General features: G+C 57.5%; 17 protein-coding genes. 8 read left to right on the top strand and 9 right to left on the bottom strand.

Features of this window, described 5'->3' with window-relative positions; translation table 11 throughout:
• Window positions 1-5 precede the first annotated feature (5 nt).
• The 4 genes from sigZ (at window position 6) to MHN28_RS15410 (ending at window position 3,602) form a co-directional block, all read left to right on the top strand.
• Window positions 6-545, top strand: coding sequence for an RNA polymerase sigma factor SigZ (sigZ, locus tag MHN28_RS15425; RefSeq protein ID WP_239343297.1), 540 nt, complete (start codon window positions 6-8; stop codon window positions 543-545).
• Window positions 546-609: 64 nt separating this feature from the next.
• Complete coding sequence (locus MHN28_RS15420) at window positions 610-1,320, top strand: glutathione S-transferase family protein (protein ID WP_239343295.1); 711 nt, start codon at window positions 610-612, stop codon at window positions 1,318-1,320.
• 72 nt (window positions 1,321-1,392) lie between these two features.
• The gene (locus tag MHN28_RS15415; RefSeq protein WP_239343293.1) at window positions 1,393-2,766 is read left to right on the top strand and encodes a radical SAM protein; all 1,374 of its coding nucleotides are present in this window, start codon (window positions 1,393-1,395) and stop codon (window positions 2,764-2,766) included.
• On the top strand, window positions 2,763-3,602 hold the full coding sequence (locus tag MHN28_RS15410) for a DUF547 domain-containing protein (RefSeq protein WP_239343291.1): 840 nt from the start codon (window positions 2,763-2,765) through the stop codon (window positions 3,600-3,602). Before MHN28_RS15415 ends, MHN28_RS15410 begins: the two co-directional genes overlap by 4 nt.
• Window positions 3,603-3,609: 7 nt before the next feature.
• On the opposite strand, the gene MHN28_RS15405 is transcribed toward MHN28_RS15410, so the two are convergent.
• Window positions 3,610-4,599 carry an adenosine kinase gene (locus tag MHN28_RS15405; RefSeq protein ID WP_239343289.1) on the bottom strand — a complete coding sequence of 330 codons (990 nt, stop codon included), beginning with the start codon at window positions 4,597-4,599 and terminating at the stop codon, window positions 3,610-3,612.
• Complete coding sequence (nth, locus tag MHN28_RS15400) at window positions 4,596-5,240, bottom strand: endonuclease III (protein ID WP_239343287.1); 645 nt, start codon at window positions 5,238-5,240, stop codon at window positions 4,596-4,598. The genes MHN28_RS15405 and nth overlap by 4 nt, the downstream gene beginning before the upstream one ends.
• A 118-nt stretch (window positions 5,241-5,358) precedes the next feature.
• On the opposite strand from nth, the gene MHN28_RS15395 reads away from it, so the two are divergent.
• Both MHN28_RS15395 and MHN28_RS15390 read left to right on the top strand, forming a co-directional pair.
• Window positions 5,359-6,210, top strand: a complete 852-nt coding sequence (locus tag MHN28_RS15395; protein ID WP_239343285.1) for a bifunctional helix-turn-helix domain-containing protein/methylated-DNA--[protein]-cysteine S-methyltransferase — start codon at window positions 5,359-5,361, stop codon at window positions 6,208-6,210.
• A gap of 51 nt (window positions 6,211-6,261) precedes the next feature.
• Window positions 6,262-7,170 (top strand): cation diffusion facilitator family transporter, encoded by a 909-nt coding sequence (locus MHN28_RS15390; RefSeq protein ID WP_239343283.1) that lies wholly within the window; start codon window positions 6,262-6,264, stop codon window positions 7,168-7,170.
• 32 nt (window positions 7,171-7,202) lie between these two features.
• Here MHN28_RS15390 and MHN28_RS15385 read toward each other — a convergent pair whose 3' ends face one another.
• Together MHN28_RS15385 and MHN28_RS15380 are read right to left on the bottom strand one after the other, a co-directional pair.
• Window positions 7,203-7,514 carry a hypothetical protein gene (locus MHN28_RS15385; protein ID WP_239343281.1) on the bottom strand — a complete coding sequence of 104 codons (312 nt, stop codon included), beginning with the start codon at window positions 7,512-7,514 and terminating at the stop codon, window positions 7,203-7,205.
• 12 nt (window positions 7,515-7,526) lie between these two features.
• Complete coding sequence (locus tag MHN28_RS15380; RefSeq protein ID WP_239343279.1) at window positions 7,527-8,966, bottom strand: aldehyde dehydrogenase family protein; 1,440 nt, start codon at window positions 8,964-8,966, stop codon at window positions 7,527-7,529.
• Between the two features lie 205 nt (window positions 8,967-9,171).
• Here MHN28_RS15380 and MHN28_RS15375 point away from each other — a divergent pair, with 205 nt between their 5' ends.
• Window positions 9,172-9,822 carry a peroxiredoxin gene (locus MHN28_RS15375; protein ID WP_170408508.1) on the top strand — a complete coding sequence of 217 codons (651 nt, stop codon included), beginning with the start codon at window positions 9,172-9,174 and terminating at the stop codon, window positions 9,820-9,822.
• Window positions 9,823-9,867: 45 nt separating this feature from the next.
• On the opposite strand, the gene MHN28_RS15370 is transcribed toward MHN28_RS15375, so the two are convergent.
• Both MHN28_RS15370 and MHN28_RS15365 read right to left on the bottom strand, forming a co-directional pair.
• On the bottom strand, window positions 9,868-10,590 hold the full coding sequence (locus MHN28_RS15370) for a glycosyltransferase family 25 protein (protein ID WP_239343277.1): 723 nt from the start codon (window positions 10,588-10,590) through the stop codon (window positions 9,868-9,870).
• Between the two features lie 69 nt (window positions 10,591-10,659).
• Complete coding sequence (locus tag MHN28_RS15365) at window positions 10,660-11,349, bottom strand: outer membrane protein (RefSeq protein ID WP_239343275.1); 690 nt, start codon at window positions 11,347-11,349, stop codon at window positions 10,660-10,662.
• A 298-nt stretch (window positions 11,350-11,647) separates the two neighbouring features.
• Here MHN28_RS15365 and MHN28_RS15360 point away from each other — a divergent pair, with 298 nt between their 5' ends.
• A complete protein-coding gene (locus tag MHN28_RS15360; protein ID WP_239343273.1) occupies window positions 11,648-12,283 on the top strand; it encodes a DUF1326 domain-containing protein in 636 nt (211 codons plus the stop codon).
• 3 nt (window positions 12,284-12,286) lie between these two features.
• Here MHN28_RS15360 and MHN28_RS15355 read toward each other — a convergent pair whose 3' ends face one another.
• The 3 genes from MHN28_RS15355 to pnp all read right to left on the bottom strand — a co-directional run bounded on the left by MHN28_RS15355 (window position 12,287) and on the right by pnp (window position 16,284).
• On the bottom strand, window positions 12,287-12,676 hold the full coding sequence (locus MHN28_RS15355) for a nuclear transport factor 2 family protein (protein ID WP_239343271.1): 390 nt from the start codon (window positions 12,674-12,676) through the stop codon (window positions 12,287-12,289).
• A gap of 107 nt (window positions 12,677-12,783) precedes the next feature.
• A complete protein-coding gene (locus tag MHN28_RS15350; RefSeq protein WP_239343269.1) occupies window positions 12,784-13,761 on the bottom strand; it encodes a hypothetical protein in 978 nt (325 codons plus the stop codon).
• A 372-nt stretch (window positions 13,762-14,133) separates the two neighbouring features.
• A complete protein-coding gene (pnp, locus tag MHN28_RS15345) occupies window positions 14,134-16,284 on the bottom strand; it encodes a polyribonucleotide nucleotidyltransferase (protein ID WP_239343267.1) in 2,151 nt (716 codons plus the stop codon).
• Window positions 16,285-16,310 lie beyond the last annotated feature (26 nt).

Here is a 16,310-nt window from a genome sequence, read left to right as displayed (position 1 = left end):
ACAGCATGCAAATCGAAGACATCTGGCCCAAGTACCGCGCACGCCTGAAGGCGTTTCTGCATTCGCGTGTGTCCAACGCGGCAGATGTGGATGATCTGCTGCAAGAGATATCGGTCAAAGTTTTCACCGGTCTGCCGAATTTGAAGGACCCGGCAAAACTGCAGCCGTGGTTGTTTCAAACAGCCGACCGCACGATCATCGACTATTACCGGAAATCCGGCCGTGCCGAGGCGCACCCTGATGACCTTTGGTATCACCGCGATGATCCGGAAACGCGGCAGGATCTGGAGGGCTGTGTCGAACCCTTCATTCGGGGTTTGCCGCAGGAAACTGCAGATATGCTAATGGCGATCGACATCAATGGCATGTCCCAGCAGGATTACGCGGCGGCGCAGGGGCTGGCGTATTCAACTCTGAAATCCCGCGTTCAGAAGGGCCGGGCAGAATTGCGAAAAGCGTTCGAAGATTGCTGCAATATCTCGATGGATGTGCGGGGCAATATCTCGGACATTCAGGAAAAACCGAAATCCTGCAAAAAATGTTGATCTGATCGTCGTCTTTTTGGCGCGGGCTTCGTCTGACAGATGAAACCAGCAAAAGGAAAGACAAATGATCCGTATCATCAGTTTCAAAATCTGCCCATTCGTTCAGCGCGTCACCGCGTTGTTGGAAGCGAAGCAGGTGCCTTATCAGATCGACTATATCAGCCTTAGCGACAAACCAGATTGGTTTCTGGAGCTGTCGCCGACAGGTCAGGTGCCGGTTCTGGTGACCGAAGGCGGTACTGCGTTGTTCGAGTCGGACGCGATTGCTGAATACCTCGACGAAGTGGCTGCCCCCCTGCAGCCCGACCTGACGCCCGAACAGCGCGCCCTGAACCGCGCGTGGAGCTATCAGGCAAGCAAACATTACCTGGTCCAGTGCAGCGCGATGCAAAGCGCGGATCAGGCGATCTACAGTGATCGCACGACCAAGCTGAACGCCTCGTTTGCGAAAGCTGAAAAGCAGTTGGGCGACGGACCCTTTTTTGCGGGTGAGGCGCTGGGCAATGTCGATATGGCGTGGTTGCCCTTGCTGCATCGCGCTGCAATCGTGGCTGATCACAGTGGGCACGATATGTTGGCAGCCTATCCGAAGGTGAAAGCTTGGCAGCAGGCTTTGCTGGCGACAGGCATCCCGCAGAAAACTGTGTCCGAGGATTTTGTCGCCCGGTTCGCCGATTTCTATTTGGTCGAGCGGACGTGGTTGGGTCGGGGCGCGAACCTGAATGAAGCGCCTGCAAGCGCTCCGTTGAAACAATCCGGTGGGTGCTGCGGCTGATTCACTCACCAAGCCGCACGTTGGCGTGAGGGGGCGTGGCCGCATCTGATCGACCTGTCTAGCTTGGCGGGTATGAAGGACACAGCCCCAGCTCTCACTTCCATAAAGCCCGCCGGACGCAAGTTCACGGGTACCGACCGCCGCGCTCCGTTACGTGGCGGTTTGCAAGGATGTGGGGAATATGGCGCCGGCCAGACCGCAGGCCGGTTCTATCCCATCGCTTGCGTCGCGCTTGAGGTCACCCAGCGCTGCAATCTGGATTGCACGCTGTGTTACCTCTCGGACCGGGCCGAGATGACGTATGATCCGCCGCTTTCGGTTTTGTTCGCGCGGATTGCCACGATCCAAAGCCACTACGGCCCCGGTGTTTCGGTCCAGTTGACAGGCGGAGATCCGACACTGCGCAAAGTCGAGGATCTTGAAGCGCTCTGCCGCGAGATCAAGCGCTTGGGCATGCGGTCCTGCCTGATGACCAACGGTATTCGCGCCAGCCGGGCCTTTCTGACGCGGCTCGCAGCAGCCGGATTGGATGATGTGGCCTTTCACGTCGATCTGACTCAGGAACGCAAAGGGTTCGCCAGCGAAGCCGAGCTGAACACCGTGCGTTGTGCTTATATCCGCCGCACACGCGGGCTGGGCCTGCGGGTTCTGTTCAACACAACGGTCTTTGGTGGCAATTTCGACGAACTCCCATCGCTGGCGCGGTTTCTGCGTGACCGCCCTGAGGTTGCCTTTGTTTCGTTCCAGATGCAGGCCGATACCGGGCGGGGAGTGCTGCGCGAACGGCCCGACGCGATCACACAAGACAGCGTGATGCGCGCGGTCGAGGCCGGGTATGAAACGCCCCTGCATTTCGACACCGCAGCCGTCGGGCATTCGAAATGCAACCGTTATGCCAGTGTGGTCACTGCCGGAGGACGCGCGGTTTCACTTTTGTCAGCCCGGCGTCTAGCTCATCAGGTGATAGCCGCGCTGGAACAGGCGGATCGGACGGCAGACGGCCATATCGATATCCGTGATGGGGTGCGGCGCATGGCGTTACGCCATCCACTCGTGGCTGCGCGGGCTGGATTGCATCTGCTTGGTTGTGTTCTGCGTCTGGGGCGCGGCCTTTTACGCGGACCGGTCCGTCGACAATCCGTGTTCATCCATAACTTCATGGCCGCGGATGCGCTGGAAGAAGATCGCTGCGCCTCCTGCGTGTTCATGGTTGCCACGGCAAACGGCCCACTTTCTATGTGTGCCCACAATGCGCAACGCGACCTGCATCTGGCGGCACCCGATCAGATCGACGGCCCGTTTGGTCCAAGCTGGTGGAACGCCGCCGCGCCACGCCTGTCAGGAACCCCCGATCTGCCGGATCTAAGCGATCCCGCTTTGGCACCTCTCAAACGGCTCAAAGGTCAGATGCGTGCGTTGCGCCGGAACCGAAAGGACGTGTCATGAGAAACCTTCTGTTACTTCTGCTATTTCCGATACTGGCGGCCTGCGCCAGCGTGGAACGGTTGGCCCTGCCTGCGCCCGAGGCCCTTCCGGGGCAGACCCTGACCCGCTTCGCGACACCTCCCGGAGAGAAAGTTGATCACCGGGATTGGGACAACTTTCTGAACCGCTACGTCAGCACGGATGCGCAAGGCGTGAATCGGCTGGCGTATGGGCAAGTGACACAGGCGGATCAGGCGCGTCTGAAAGAGTATCTGGCCGACTTACAGGCCGTTGACCCTGCGCAGCTAACCCGTAACCAGCAACTTGCTTACTGGATCAATCTGTATAATGCGTTGACGGTTGATGTGGTGCTCGACAACTACCCCGTTGCCTCGATCCGAGACATCAAGGATGGACCGCTGTCGATTGGGCCGTGGAACCGTCCTTTGGCACAGGTTAGCGGGGAAACCCTGACCCTGAATGACATCGAACACCGCATCATCCGGCCTACATTCAACGAACCGCGTATCCACTATGCGCTGAACTGTGCCGCTGTGGGCTGCCCCAACCTGATGAACCGTGCCTGGCGGGCGGAGACATTGGAGCGGGACTTTGCCGCTGCTGAACACGACTATGTAAACGACCCGCGCGGAGTATGGTTCGACAACCGCGACGGGCTAATCCTGTCGAAAATCTACATCTGGTTCCGCGAGGACTTCGGTCCGAATGAAAAGGCGATTCTGGCCTACATCGAAACGGTGGCGGAACCCGAGCTGCGCGCCCGTCTGCAGCAGACGCCGCGTGTCAAAGCATACCAGTACGACTGGGCGCTGAACGACGCGGCGGCTGGATCGTAGCTGGCGGTTACAGCAGCCCTTCGGCGCGCAGCAGTTCCTGCATGTTTGCCTCGGGGCGGGGGCCGATATGGCTGATGACTTCGCGGGCGCAGACATTACCGATCCGCGCACAGGTCTCATAATCGCGGCCTGTCGCCATTCCAAACAGGAATCCGGCCGCGAATTGATCGCCTGCACCGGTCGCATCCACGGGCACCACTTTTTCCACCGGCACGTCGATGCGCTTGCCTTCGTTCAGAACCGTAACTCCGTCGCCCGAACGTGTGCACACGACAAGAGGGCAGATCGCGGCGGTTTTGGCCAGCGCTTCTTCCAGATCGTCAGTTTCGAACAGCGATTTGATCTCGGCCTCGTTGCCGATGACGAAATCCAGCTCGTTCTCAATCAGCAGCAGGAAGTCGACCCGGTGGCGCTCCACGCAGAACGGATCGGAAATGGCGATGCCCGCCTTGCCGCCGCCCTTGTGGCAGTTGCGTGCGGCCTCAAGAAACGCCGCCTTGCCCTTTTCCTTGTCGAACAGATAACCCTCGAGGAACATGATCTGGCTGTTGCCCGCGACATCGCTGGACACGTCTTCGGACGACAGTTCCGAGGAAATCCCCAGATAAGTATTCATCGACCGCTCACCATCGGGCGAAACAAAGATCATCGAGCGCGAGGTCGGCAATTCACCGCCCGGTACGGGTGGGTTCACGAAGTCGACGCCATCTTCGTTCATCGCATCCGCGTAGAAACGCCCCAGAGCGTCGTCATGCACGCGCCCGATAAACGCTGAGTCCAGTCCCAAAGCACCTGCGCCGGCAATCGTATTGGCAACCGATCCGCCCGGTGTCTGTACCCGGCCTTCCATCGAGGCATACAGCACCTCACCGCGCTCCTGCTCGATCAGCTGCATGATGCCCTTCTCGATGCCCATCAGTTCCAGAAAACTGTCATCAGCTTGGGAAATCACGTCTACAACAGCATTCCCGATGCCGGTCAGTTGGTACGTTTTCATAAGTTCTTGTCCTCAAATTCGCAGAGATCGCGGATGATACAGGTTGGGCACATCGGTTTGCGTGCCTTGCAGTGATAGCGGCCGTGCAGGATCAGCCAGTGATGCGCATGCAGCTGAAAATCAACTGGGATATTGTCCTCGATGGCGCGCTCGACAGCGTCGACGTTTTTGCCGGGGCAGATACCAGAGCGGTTGCCGACGCGGAAGATATGGGTGTCCACGGCTTGCGCCGGATAACGCCACCACATGTTCAGCACCACGTTGGCGGTCTTGCGACCCACACCCGGCAGCGATTGCAGCGCAGCGCGGGAATTGGGCACTTCACCGTCATACTCTTCGACCAAAATCCGGCTGAGCTTGATGACGTTCTTGGCCTTTTGCCGGAACAGGCCGATGGTCTTGATATGCTCGATCAGGCCCTCTTCGCCCAGATCCAGCATCTTTTGCGGCGTGTCGGCGATTTTGAACAGCGCGCGCGTGGCCTTGTTTACCCCGGCGTCGGTGGCCTGCGCAGACAGCGCCACGGCCACGACCAGAGTATAGACGTTCACGTGATCCAGCTCGCCTTTGGGCTCTGGGTCGGCGTCCTGAAAACGCGTGAAGATCTCGCGGATCGTGTGATAATCAAGTTGTTTTGCCATCCGCGCCTTAATGCCGGTCGGGGCGCGTTGATACAAGTCCAAAGCCAATGCGCAAGTTCCGGGTCGCGGGGCCGTGGCCTGCGCGCTATGGTTTGGACAAGACAAAGAGGTGAGAACCATGAACGTCCAGACCCCGGAAAGCGGATACCATTACAACGTCATGCGCCGTGCGATCAACCTGATTGATCAGGGCGGCGAAACCCTCAGTCTCGACGAGTTGGCGCGCCAGATGGACATGAGCCCCGCGCATTTCCAGCGCCTGTTCTCGCGCTGGACCGGGGTGTCACCAAAACGCTATCAGCAATATCTGACCCTGGGCCACGCCAAGGCGCTGCTGCGCGAGCGATTCACAACGCTTGAGACGGCGCACAATGTCGGCTTGTCCGGCAGCGGCCGCCTGCATGATCTGTTCCTGAAATGGGAATCCATGAGCCCCGGCGAATACGCCCGCAAGGGCGATGGCCTTACGATCTATTGGGGCTGGTTCGAATGCCCGTTTGGTCCTGCACTGGTCATGGGCACTGAAAAAGGCATCTGTGGCATGGCTTTTGGGGCCGAAACCGGTGAAGAGGCTGCATTGAAGGACATGATCTCGCGCTGGCCCATGGCGGAATTCGTAGAAGACCCGATGCGCCTGCGCCCCTGGGTGCTCAGCGCGTTTGGTGCGGCCAGTGACCGGTTGGAACCGACGCCGCTGTTGCTGATCGGATCGCCCTTGCAGATCAAGGTATGGGAAGCGCTTATGCATATCCCCTCGGGGCAGGTAACGACCTATTCCGAGATCGCGCAGCGTGTTGGATCGCCACAAGCCGTGCGCGCAGTCGGAACGGCAGTTGGGCGCAACCCGGTTAGCTGGCTGATCCCCTGCCACCGTGCGCTGCGCAAATCCGGTGGTCTGGGCGGCTATCATTGGGGGCTGCCGGTGAAACGCGCGATGCTTGCTTATGAGGCCGCGCAGGCGGATGCATAGGCGTTAAAAAAGAACCTTCGTGATCCTGCTTCATGTGCTAGGTGAGTCTTCATGAGGCAGGACACCGGACAGACAACCCAGACATTCGCTGCATGGGCCATCCCCGTTTCGCTTGCAGTTTTATTGCTAAAACTGCTGGCTTGGTGGGTGACCGGCTCGGTCGCGTTGCTGTCGGATGCGTTGGAATCGGTCGTGAATGTGGCGGCGGCCTTGCTCGCATATTTTGCGGTCCGAATTTCGGGTATGCCGCCGGACAAAAAACACCCGTTCGGGCACAAGAAGGCCGAGTATCTGTCGGCCGTGGCCGAAGGAACCCTGATTGTTCTGGCGGCGCTGCTGATCATTCGTGAAGCCGTTTTTGCTTTACCCAATCCTGAATTGGCAGGCGCGCCTTTGCTCGGCATCGCTATCAATGTGGGGGCGACTTGTCTGAACGGCATTTGGGCCTTTTTGCTTTTGCGGATCGGGGGGCGCGAAAATTCACCTGCTTTGGTGGCAAGCGCAAAGCACATTTTTACCGACCTGATGACGTCAGTTGGCGTTGTCGTCGGGTTACTGGTTGCGATGGCCACCGGTTGGCTGATCCTGGACCCGCTCATCGCGATCCTCGTGGCCGTCAACATTCTGTGGGAGGGCTGGAAAGTCATCCGCAGTTCGGTCGACGGGCTGATGGATGCCTCGCTGTCCGACGGGGATTTGAAGTCTGTGCGGGAAACGGTTGAGGCCAATCTGGGTCCGGCGCTGGAATACCATGACCTGCGGGGTCGCAGGTCGGCCAACATGATTTTCGTAGAATTCCACCTTGTGGTCGATGGCAATATGTCGGTCACCGATGCGCATGACATCTGCGACGATATCGAGGGGGCGTTGGTTCAAAAGTTTCCCGGATCAGTCTTTGTGATCCATCTGGAGCCGGACACAGAGTTAAAGGAAACCGCCCGTGTCATCGCTGTGGAGTAAAGCGTGGTGCCATGCCACAAATCGGCAGGGCTCTAACGTTTTTGTTTTGCTTGCTGATTGAGACGCCGTAACTCCTTACCGCCCGGAGGTACATGCTCACGAGTGGAAAGCTCGGCCTTCAACTCTGACCAGGCACGTTGCCAGCTCTCACTGTCCTTAAATGCAATAAGCCCCTGTGCGTCGACGGCTTCCCTCTCTTCATCGCTCCAATCGCTCTGAGAAAAAGACTCCTGCAGGCGTCTGAGAGCCTTTAGACGCATCAGAAGTGAACCCGTGTGCTTCTCTGCCAAACGTTTGGCGCTCACGGGTTCAACAGTGTTCAATAGGTCAAAATCAACCGACATTGGTAAATCTGTTTACTCTGCCGCCCAGCCACCGACGGCTTTGACCTCAAGGAAGTCTTCGAGACCCCAAAGACCGCCTTCGCGCCCGTTGCCGGACTGCTTCATACCGCCGAAAGGCGACCCTGCGTTGCGCGACTGTCCGTTCATTTCGACCATACCGGACCGCAGGACCCGCGCCATGCGATTGGCACGTGCGCCGTCCTGGGTCTGGACATAGTTGGTCAGGCCGTAGGGCGTGTCATTAGCGATCTCGACGGCCTCTTCTTCGGTGTCGAAGGGGATCATGGTCAGGACCGGGCCAAAGATTTCCTCGCGCGCGATGGTCATCTGGTTGTTGGCATCGGCAAACACCGTCGGGCGTACGTAGTAGCCTTTGTTCAGGCCCTCGGGGCGACCTGTGCCACCGGCAACCAGACGCGCGCCTTCGTCGATGCCCTTCTGGATCAGATCCTGGATTTTGGTCCACTGCACCTCGTTCACGACGGGGCCGATGTGACGCCCTTCTTCCTGAGCGCTGCCGACTGAGACCACGTTTGCAACCTCGGCCGCAGTTTCCACCGCCTGATCGTAGATCGGTCGCTGAACCAGCATCCGGCTGGGCGCGTTACAGCTTTGGCCGGTGTTGTTCATCATATGCAGGACGCCGCGTTTAACCGCCTTTTCATCGGCATCGGCAAAGACCACGTTTGCGCCTTTGCCGCCCAGCTCAAGATGTACCTTCTTCAGTGTATCCGCTGCGCTTTTGGAAATCGCGGTGCCCGCTCGGGTCGAGCCGGTAAAGCTGACCATATCCACGTCCGGATGCGCCGACAGTCGCGAGCCGACGCCGACGCCATCGCCGTTCACCAGATTGAAGACACCGGCAGGAAAGCCCGCCTCATCCATCATCTCGGCAAAGATCATCGCGTTCAGTGGGCTTTGCTCGGACGGTTTCAGAACCATCGTGCATCCGGCAATCGCCGCGGCGCCGACCTTGAGCGTGATCTGGTTCATCGGCCAGTTCCAAGGCGTGATCAGGGCGGCAACCCCGACCGCCTCATAGATGATCCGGTCATTTGGCGCGTGATCGCCCAGCGGGCGGTCGAATTGGAACGATTTGGCTGCGCGTACAAAGTTCGCCAGATGATACACACCCGCGCCGGATTGCTGGGTGCGCGCCATGTCGATCGGCGCTCCCATCTCAAGCGACATCGCCTGCGCCAAATCCTCGGACCGGCTCTGGTAAAAATCGATCAGTTTTTCGACTAGAGCGATGCGCTCCTCGACCGGTGTGGCCATCCAACCGGGCAGTGCGGCCTTTGCGGCAGCAACGGCAGCGTCGGTATCGGCCTGCGCACCCAGCGAAATCACGGCGCAGGGTTCCTCGGTCGAGGGGTTGATCACCTCAAAATCATTGGGTGCGGATGGGGCGACCCATGTTCCGTTGATGTAGAAATTGCGCTTCTCGATCATCGCGTATCCTCCTGATCCCATGGCCCGGATGCCGGGAATTTGCGCCACTCTGGCACCGGCATTTCGGTGTGGCAAGAGATAATTTGATCAAATTATTTTCCTCAAAAATGAATACCCTTTAAGCCAACGGATGGTTTAACAATGACGCAGAGTTATTAGGTTTCCCCCAACCGACTCGGTTGTTTCACAAAAAAGGAGATGCCCCATGGGTTTGCGCATCAATGACACCGTTCCGAATTTCACCGCAGAAACGGATCAGGGTACTGTTCAGTTCCACGACTGGATCGGTGACAGCTGGGCCATCCTGTTCTCTCACCCCAAGGATTTCACTCCGGTCTGCACCACCGAGTTTTCGGCTGTCGCGCAGTTGAACGACGAATGGGCGGCACGTAACACCAAGGTGATCGGGGTGTCGGTCGACGGTGTCGAGGACCACAAGAAGTGGAAGAAAGACATTGAGGCGTACGGCAACGCCAATCCCGGTTTCCCGATCATCGCCGATGACGGGCTGGCCGTGTCCAAGGCGTTCGACATGCTGCCCGCCGAAGCATATCTGCCCGATGGCCGAACCCCTGCGGACAGTGCCACCGTGCGTTCGGTCTTTATCATCGGCCCGGATAAACAGCTGAAACTGTCGATGACCTACCCGATGACCGTAGGCCGCAACTTTGCGGAAATCCTGCGCGCACTGGATGGTCTGCAGATGAGTGCCAAGGGTGTGGCCACCCCCGCAAACTGGGTCCCGGGTGAAGACGTGATTATCCCGCCCGCCGTCTCGAATGACGAGGCAAAAGAGAAGTTTGGCGAGTTCGAAACCATCTTCCCCTACCTGCGTAAAACCAAAGCGCCCAGCTAAAACAATGCGGGCGGGGCGCAAAGCCCCGCCCGTTTTCAATTTCTGTCAGGCCGAAGATCGCTGCGGATACTGATACAGTTTCCTGCGATACGAAGCTCGCTTGAACTCACGCGTCAGTTTGTCGGCCAGAGGCGGGCTTGTCTGAATGGTCGAGCCACCAATTTCAGCGGCGACTTCCTGATTACGGCTACCTTGCAGCGAAAGAATGGGCTGCCCTGTCACCCAATGCATCTGCAGGAACGTATCAACCGGCCGGTCGATCTGATCGGTCACGGCAAGCAACCGCTCGGCCGCGCGGCGTCCGACCATCTGGCATACACATTGAAGACCGATCACCCTGGGAAGGATCAGGCGCAGCCCGTTATGTTTGGCCAGGGTTTGCGCCGGTTCTTCGCGTTGCTTTACCGGGATGCGGATATAATCATCCGGAGTGGCCAGCGGTTCCAACATTTCCAAGGCTTCGGCCATGCGACAGGCATCCACGCGCAGATCATCTTCGGTGATGATCGCCCGATCGATTTTCTCATCCACCAGCTTGCGCCAAATTCGACGGTGGCTCTCGAACACGCCGATCTCGGCCGGTTTCAAGGCGAAAGGGTACCTGGGGCGATGCAAATCGCCGGGAAACAACTGAACATCCGCGATCTGTTCGGGGTCTTTGCCATTCACGGCCTCGAACAACTCGGCGTTGGGTAATTCAGTGCACAGCCTTTCGGCGTTGGGGCGCCGGGCTGCGCTTGAGGTCATATGAATAACAAAAGACTTCATGCCCCAGTGCATAGAACACCGGGGCCAGAGGGGGAAGAGAAACTCGACAGAAACACCTCCTTTGGTCGATCAAAAGCCGTAGCGCAGGCCGAAGTTGACGCTGAAGGCGTCGATGTCGTCCTCTACCGTGCCTGTAGATGCGCCATTCGGGGCCAAACGTTCAGAGGAAACGTCGAATGCGCGCGTATAACGGGTATCCAGGGTCAGGGCGGTGTTCGCGCTGACCTCGTAGGCGACACCGGCAATAACTTGCGCAGCAAAGGTCGTGTCGGTGTCATTAAGCGCGACGCCCGGTCCATACGCAAAGTCCAGATCCGAGTAGGTGGCCCCCAGACCCAGACCGACATATGGTGTGAATGCTCCGGCTTGCTTGAAATCGACCAGCACATTGGCAAATAACGATGTCTGCGTCACGTCGCCTGAAATGTTGCCTTCGGCACCGGGACCATTGCCCGAGAAATTCACGCCATCCACATCGTTGTCACGATAGGACAGCTCAAGCTCGATCCGGGTGCCGATCTGATCGTTTGACCATTGCGGGATCTCTTTGCCGACGGCGATGCCCAGCCCGTAACCGCCATCAAAGTCTGTAACCACGGATTGTGTCGATCCATTAATCGTTCCGCTGAAATCGCTGTCCTGCAGTTGGCTGTACCCGGCGAAGCCCTGAACGTAGAGGCCGTCCGACAGGCTTTGCGCGGCCAGCGCGGATGCGCTGATCGTCAGGGCTGTCGAGGCGAGAATGAGGCGCGTAACCATAACCATGTCCTTTGTTCCGAATTTGGTATGGCGCACATGTGGGAAAGCGGTGGGCGAAGTGAAGGTGCGCGGCCATCACTTCGTTTCACGGGTTTTTGGGGGTGTGTGAGTGAATAGGTGCGGCCCGTGACACCGCTAAAACACGCAACATCAAAGCAAGACCTCGTTGTGTCCGCTAGGCTGTCAAAATCAACGCTCTGAACGGACTCAAACTGTGATAAAGTGTCATTGGGGGAGTTTTCTACAGGCAGCAACCGACGACGTCGGGATTTCACACTGTGCGTAACAGGAGATGACGATGGCATTTACTGATTGGTATGTTGAAGGCGATGCGTTTGGGAACTGTAACTGCGGCTATGCATGTCCATGCCAGTTCGAAGAGCTGCCCACCCACGGGCACTGTCGCGGGTTCGAAGTGTTGGAGATCAAAAAAGGACATTTCGGCGATACGGATTTAAGCGGTACAAAAGCTGCCCTGATTTACGCCTGGCCGGGCCCGATTTTCGAAGGCGGCGGCGAGATGCAAGTGATCATTGATCCCAGTGCGTCGGAGGCGCAGCGCGCCGCGTTGAAAAAGGTCTTTCACGGTGAAGAAACCGAAGAAATGGCGACGCATTGGTTCGTGTTCAGGGCCATGTGCGAAAGGGTTCACGACACCCTGTTTTTGCCGATTGACTTCGAAATGGACATTGAGGGGCGCACGGCCAATGTCTTAATCGGTGATGTGCTCCAATCAACCGGAGAGCCGATTCAAGCGCCGCATGGTGGCGGCCCGCATCGTGTACGGATCGATATCCCCGGCGGTATTGAGTTCACCCTGGCTGAGATCGGCAGCGCTTCAACCAAGGCAGACGCAGCGATCAAATTGGATCTGAACGACAGCTACGGCCAATGGCACGTCATGAAGCACGGACCGTCGGGGGTTGCGCACTGACGATCAGGCTTCATCAATGTCCACGAGAACCGGGGCCGTGTCATAGATGATCGTTACAGATTTGAACCGGCTCTGATCTTCGGTCAGTTCGAACAGGTCCACACATTCGATGGTTTCGGGATGACCGTCATGGATGATGCGTGTGTAGTCAAAATGCACCGCCATTTGCAGCGCGCTGGACGTATCGGCGAATGTGTTCTTGTGTACGGTAGACCGGTCCTTCGTGATCTTCATGACATGGGTATAAAAGTCCCGCGCCTGTTGCTTGCCGGAAATTGGTGAGGTCGCGGTCGCATCGTTGGAAAACAGGCTCAGCATCTGCGAGATATCACCGCTTTCGATAGCCTGCAGATATTGCCGCGCCAGATGGTCAATCCGATCTTTGTCCGACATCGCTTTCCCTCCCACTGGATCAAGTTGCACTGTAGCACAAAAAAGGCCCCGGCGTTTCCACCGGGGCCCTCTTTTGTCGAAGGAATGCACTCAAACTGCAGAGCGATTCAATAGCGCTCTACTCGCCTCCAATCCCGACCGGATACAATGCCCCAGTTGCCAGCGTCGTTAGGACGCCGCCAGCGAGGCGTTGCCATTTTTTGCAGTGCGATCAGGGCGTCATCAAAGTTGAAGATGCGTTCTTCCTCTCCCTTTGCGCCGATTGTGTAAGAACCATTACGTGCGAGCCCCGGATGAAAGGTACTTCCATCTGCAGCGACCGGGACAAAAATAACTTCGCCTGAAAAATCTGGGTTGGGGGGAGCGGGCAAGTCTCCCTCCGGTTGGTCCCAAATAGAAGCGAAGAACTCTTTACGACCTTTCAACCAAGCTTTTGCACTGGTCGCAGTTATTTTGTGGCCGATACGAACAAGGCCACCGCTCCCGTCTGAAAGAATATTGCGAATTCTGCCTTCGGTAACGCCTCCAAAGATGGATAGAGAGCGAACGTCCACTTCTGCCGTGGTTTTGTTCTCGTCACCGTCAAAATAAAATTCGTGTTCGAGGGCATGTCGTGAAAGGGCGAGGTCTACAATAGTTCGGATAGCGTCGTAGCGATCTGATTTCAAATCGTCTTGCCAATGCTCGAGTTCGACTGTCAGGCTTGCAACCCAATACCGCTTTTCTGCCAGGGGCCAATCTGCTGCAGTGACACCAAACAATCCATACAGGCCCACTTGGTCAATGAATTGAGCGCCTGGCCATGTTTTCAGGATTTGTGATGGCGTTGTTCGAGATACCGGACCATGCCAGTTCTCGTCCTCTGGCTCACTGCCTGGTATAAACTCCTTAAAACATATCGCGGCTTTTGATTTTCCAAAAATACGTTCTGCAGTATCCAGAGTGCTGTTCGCCAGCGGTGTGAATTCGTGCGCGAAACCGCGAAGATATGAAACGATAAACTTCGGTTCGTCTTCGTACCAGCAACGTCGACGTGCCTCTGCCGTCATCGTTTCTGGTGTGCCAGGCCATTGGTCAACTACCATTCTCCAGCCCCTATTTATGTAGTCTACGAATATGTGCGCGTACTTCACGGTGCGCTCGTTGGCTAGACGGGGAAGCCGGAGCGATCACAAATCCTTTTTCGAAATGAAGGGCATAGTGCCGTCTGCGCGATTCAATCTCGATAAGGCTCACACCCTCTGTCTGACACAGTTTTGCGTACTCTCTCAAAATTTTCTTCATGGGTAAATCTCAACATTCATGATTTCACTACTCACGTATATAAGGTGTTGCGCTGAAGATGTGAAGTTGTGAAATCACCAATGTTGAAAAATACCGCGGAATCGAGAAGGCCAAATCAAAAAAAGACCCCAGCCTAGGCCGGGGTCTTTAACGTTTCTGAATGAGAGAACAGATTACTCTGCGCTTTCCTCTTTCTTTTCTTTCTTCTCGGGAACGATCTCTTCGCCGGTTTCCTGATCGACGACTTTCATCGACAGGCGGACCTTGCCGCGATCGTCAAAGCCCAGCAGCTTGACCTTTACTTCCTGACCTTCTTTCAGAACATCCGACGGATGGTTCAGGCGGCGGTTTTCGATCTGGGACACGTGGACCAGACCGTCGCGCTTGCCAAAGAAGTTCACGAAGGCACCGAAGTCGACGATCTTGACCACTTTACCGGTGTAGACCTGACCTTCTTCCGGCTCGGCCACGATCGAATAGATCATGTCATAGGCCTTCTTGATCGACTCACCATCCGGCGAGGCGATCTTGATGACGCCGTCGTCGTTGATGTCGACCTTGGCACCCGAGGTTTCCACGATCTCGCGGATGACCTTACCACCCGAGCCGATCACTTCGCGGATCTTGTCGGTCGGGATGTTCATGGTCTCGATGCGCGGAGCGTGGACCGAGAATTCGTTGGTCTCGGACAGGGCTTTGCCCATCTCGCCCAGAATGTGCATCCGGCCTTCTTTGGCCTGTGCCAGAGCGGTTTCCATGATCTGCGGCGTGATGCCTGCGACCTTGATGTCCATCTGCAGCGAGGTGATGCCGTTCTCGGTACCTGCCACTTTGAAATCCATGTCGCCCAGGTGGTCTTCGTCACCCAGAATGTCGGTCAGAACAGCGTATTCACCATCATCTTCCAGGATCAGACCCATGGCCACACCGGCAACCGGTGCTTTCAGCGGAACACCCGCATCCATCATCGACAGCGAACCGCCGCAGACCGATGCCATCGAGCTTGAGCCGTTCGATTCAGTGATCTCCGACACCACGCGAACGGTGTAGGGGAAGTCGGTCGGTGCAGGCAGAACCGCCTGCAGCGCACGCCATGCCAACTTGCCGTGGCCGATCTCACGACGGCCGGGCGAACCAACGCGGCCAACTTCACCAACCGAATACGGAGGGAAGTTGTAGTGCAGCAGGAAGTTCGATTTGAAGTTGCCATGCAGCGCGTCGATGAACTGCTCGTCGTCACCGGTGCCCAGCGTGGTCACGGCCAGCGCCTGCGTTTCACCACGGGTGAACAGGGCGGAACCGTGTGTACGCGGCAGCAGCGAGGTTTCGGCATCGATGGCACGTACATCGGTGGTCGAACGACCGTCGATGCGCTTGCCGCCTTTGACGACGTCGCCGCGCAGGATGCCGGCTTCCAGCTTTTTCATCGCCGAACCCAGGTTGCCGTCTTCCAGCTGTTCCTCGGTCAGCGCTTCCTTGATCGCTTCACGCGCAGCGGCAACAGCGGCGGTGCGCTCTTGCTTGTCGGTGATCTCGAAGGCGGCGCGCATCTGCTCTTCACCGGCGGCTGCGACGGCAGCGTACAGGTCCGAGTAATCGGGCGCTTCGAACTCAAACGGCTCTTTTGCGGTTTCTTCGGCCAGATCGATGATCAGGTCCAGAACCGGTTGGATCTGCTCATGCGCGAAATTCACGGCGCCCAGCATTTCTGCCTCGGACAGCTCGTAAGCTTCGGATTCCACCATCATCACGGCGTTCTTGGTGCCGGCAACAACCAGATCCAGACGCTGTTCCGGGTTCAGGCGCAGGTCCTGCATGTCGTCCACGGTCGGGTTCAGGACGTATTCACCGTCGACGAAACCAACACGGGCACCGGCAATCGGGCCACGGAACGGCGCGCCCGAGATTGTCAGGGCAGCCGAAGCAGCAATCATCGCGACGATGTCGGGATCGTTGACCAGATCGTGGCTCAGCACGGTGCACATCACCAGAACTTCGTTCTTGAAGCCGTCAACGAACAGCGGGCGGATCGGACGGTCGATCAGACGCGCGGTCAGCGTCTCTTTCTCGGTCGGGCGCGCCTCGCGCTTGAAGAAGCCACCCGGAACCTTACCGGCGGCATAGTATTTCTCTTGGTAGTGTACGGTCAGCGGGAAAAAGTCCTGACCGGGCTTTTGGCTCTTGGCAAAGGTCACGTTCGCCATGACGCTGGTCTCGCCCAGCGTGGCAATCACGGTGCCGTCGGCCTGGCGCGCAACTTTGCCAGTTTCCAGTGTGAGCGTCTCTTCGCCCCACTGCATCGATTTCTTCGTTACATCAAACATATGCGTATCCTAGATGAGAGCACTCC

This window comes from Ruegeria sp. Ofav3-42 (genome assembly GCF_022347725.1).
In the GTDB taxonomy this organism is placed as follows: domain Bacteria; phylum Pseudomonadota; class Alphaproteobacteria; order Rhodobacterales; family Rhodobacteraceae; genus Ruegeria.
The sequence above is the reverse complement of the archived record's forward strand: the minus strand, read 5'-3'. Positions and strand labels throughout refer to the sequence as shown.